Genomic DNA, 2,295 nt, shown 5'->3' on the forward strand with positions numbered 1-2,295 from the left:
GGTCATCAGGTTCATGGCGCCGGGCTGGATTTCCTGGATGTTGCCCTCGCTGTCGCGATGCATGATCGAGCCGTCGAACAGATAGGTGACGGTGGCGAGCCCGATATGCGGATGCGGCCGCACGTCCATGCCCTTGCCGGAGACGAACTGCACCGGCCCGAAATGATCGAAGAAGATGAAGGGCCCGACCATCTGCCGCTTGCCATGCGGCAGCGCGCGGCGCACCTCGAAGCCGTCGCCGAGGTCGCGGGTGCGCGGCACGATGACAAGCTCCAGCGCGTCGCAGGAAGCGGGATCGCCAAGCACGGGATCGTTGGAGGGAAGCCAGCTCATGGATCAACTCCGTGAATGTGTCAGGCACCATATCAGCAAATATTCGCGTCGTCCCCGCGAAGGCGGAGCCCATAACCCGCTGGCGTTGGCGTTGACGGCACGGTCATCCAAACAGCTATACTATTGCAAACCATAACATCGGCGACACGGCGTATGGGTCCCCGCCTTCGCGGGACGACGAAGGGTGAAACGAATGCTCGCAAAAACGAAGCCAGACGTGAGGCTCGCGCAGCTCGACGGCCCGATGATCGAAACGCCGCGGCTGATCCTGCGGCAATGGCGCCGCGACGATATTGCGCCCTACACCGCGATGCTGGCCGATCCCGCCACCGCGCGCTTCATCACCGTCGACGGCAAGCCGGTGGACGACGAAATGACCGGCTGGCGGCATACGGTGGTGATGGCCGGTCACTGGGCGATCCATGGCGCCGGGATGTTCGCGGTCGAGGAGCGGGAAAGCGGGACATTCGTCGGCCGGGTGGGCCCGTGGTTTCCGCCGGGCTGGCCGGATTTCGAGGTCGGCTGGGCGATTGCAAAAGACGCGCGGGGCAAGGGCTACGCCAGCGAGGCGGCGCGGGCGGCGATCGACTGGGCGTTCGCGCATTTCGAGATCGCGCAGGTGATCCATTGCATCGATCGCGAGAACCTCGCCTCGCAGGGCGTGGCGCGGCGGCTTGGCGCCGCGAGGGGCAGGGAGATCGAGCTGTTCGGCCACATCGCCGACATGTGGGTCACGACGCGCGAGGCGTGGACCCCGCGCAACAAAGCTTGACGCCGTTCCCCGGACGCAGCGCAGCGCGTAGCTCTTCGCGGAGCGGTGCGCTGCAGAGCCGGGGCTGTACAGGGCGCGGTGTTCGTTACGATCCCGGTTCTGCGAAGCAGCGCTTCGCGAAGAGCTGCGCGCTGCATCGCGCCCGGGAAACGGGCTCAGGCCCGCTTAAGTGGTTCAGAACATGCGGAAACCAAAAAAGCCGCCGCCACCCCGAGCCCGGTCATACTGGGCCTGGCGGTAGCCGCCGAATTGCGAGATCGGCGCCGGAGGATAGGCGGCTGCATAATTCGGCCGGTCGCGGCGATCGGCGCGCGCCACGGTCTTGTGACGCGGCGGCGCCTTGGCCACGGACTTCGGAGCAGGCGGAGGCGGCGCGATCGCCTCGGCGGCGGTCGCCGGCAACTCGGCTCTCGCCTGCAGCGAGGGGCTCGCCGTGTCCGGCTTGCGGAAGGTCAGCTGATGCTCCCATTGCAGCCGCTCGGCGGTCGGGGGCAATGGCGCCACCGCCGGGTAAACCACCGCCGCGGCGGCCTGCGGTTTGTCGAGCCGTTCCTGGGATTGCCGCCACGAGGCCAGCGTGCCGCCGTTGGACACCGTCGCGGCCTCGGCCCTGGGCGCGGGCGCTTCCTTGGGGACCAGATAGTCGATGGCGAACAGCAGCCCGAGCAGACAGCACCCCATTACCACAAAATATCGGAAAACCGGCACGACTGACGCCCCTTTTGGCGTCAACAATGCGACGCCTGAGCATTAGTTCCTCGAACTGGATTTCGGTTCAGCGAAATTCAAGGGCGGCACGGTTGAGCGCGATCACTTAAACGTGGCCGGCGAGGCCGCCCGGCTGGACGCTATTGCCGCCCGAGATGCGTCGCGGCGTCGACCCGGTCGAAGCGCTCCAGCGACAGAATGGCGTCCGCCAGCCGGTCGGCGCGGCCGTCGAGCACCGGGCGCGCCAATGTCAGAAACTTTTGCTGCATCGCCTGCGCGTCGGGAAAGGAGGACGGCTCGCCCGAGGGGTCGGCATGAAGCCGCTCATGCACGCCATTCTCCGTCGTGATGGCGACGCGGGCGCCGAACGGATGGTTGCGGCCGGTTTCGAGGCGATCGTCCTGCACCACGTCGAACCGGTCGGCCAGCGCATCGATCGCGGCATCGCCGAGCCGGCCGTAGTCGTCCCAGCCGAAGCGGCC

At 67.1% G+C, this 2,295-nt stretch carries 4 protein-coding genes; 1 reads left to right on the forward strand and 3 read right to left on the reverse strand.

What is annotated here, in order from left to right:
* Positions 1-333: pirin family protein (locus VGC56_RS09840; protein WP_464124724.1), on the reverse strand; the 333-nt coding region annotated here is incomplete at its 3' end.
* Positions 334-550: 217 nt separating this feature from the next.
* Between VGC56_RS09840 and VGC56_RS09845 the strand changes: the two genes are divergently transcribed.
* Positions 551-1,105 carry a GNAT family N-acetyltransferase gene (locus VGC56_RS09845; protein ID WP_464124725.1) on the forward strand — a complete coding sequence of 185 codons (555 nt, stop codon included), beginning with the start codon at positions 551-553 and terminating at the stop codon, positions 1,103-1,105.
* Between the two features lie 174 nt (positions 1,106-1,279).
* On the opposite strand, the gene VGC56_RS09850 is transcribed toward VGC56_RS09845, so the two are convergent.
* Together VGC56_RS09850 and VGC56_RS09855 are read right to left on the reverse strand one after the other, a co-directional pair.
* Positions 1,280-1,786, reverse strand: a complete 507-nt coding sequence (locus VGC56_RS09850) for a hypothetical protein (RefSeq protein ID WP_464124726.1) — start codon at positions 1,784-1,786, stop codon at positions 1,280-1,282.
* Positions 1,787-1,953: 167 nt separating this feature from the next.
* Positions 1,954-2,295 (reverse strand): hypothetical protein (locus tag VGC56_RS09855; RefSeq protein ID WP_464124727.1); only part of this gene is annotated, 342 nt, incomplete at its 5' end.

The organism is Allosphingosinicella sp. (assembly GCF_036403745.1).
In the GTDB taxonomy this organism is placed as follows: Bacteria; Pseudomonadota; Alphaproteobacteria; order Sphingomonadales; family Sphingomonadaceae; genus Allosphingosinicella.

Excerpts from the sequence above, each read along its gene's own strand:
- VGC56_RS09850 (WP_464124726.1), bottom strand. The coding sequence starts at position 1,786 with ATGGGGTGCTGTCTGCTCGGGCTGCTGTTCGCCATCGACTATCTGGTC.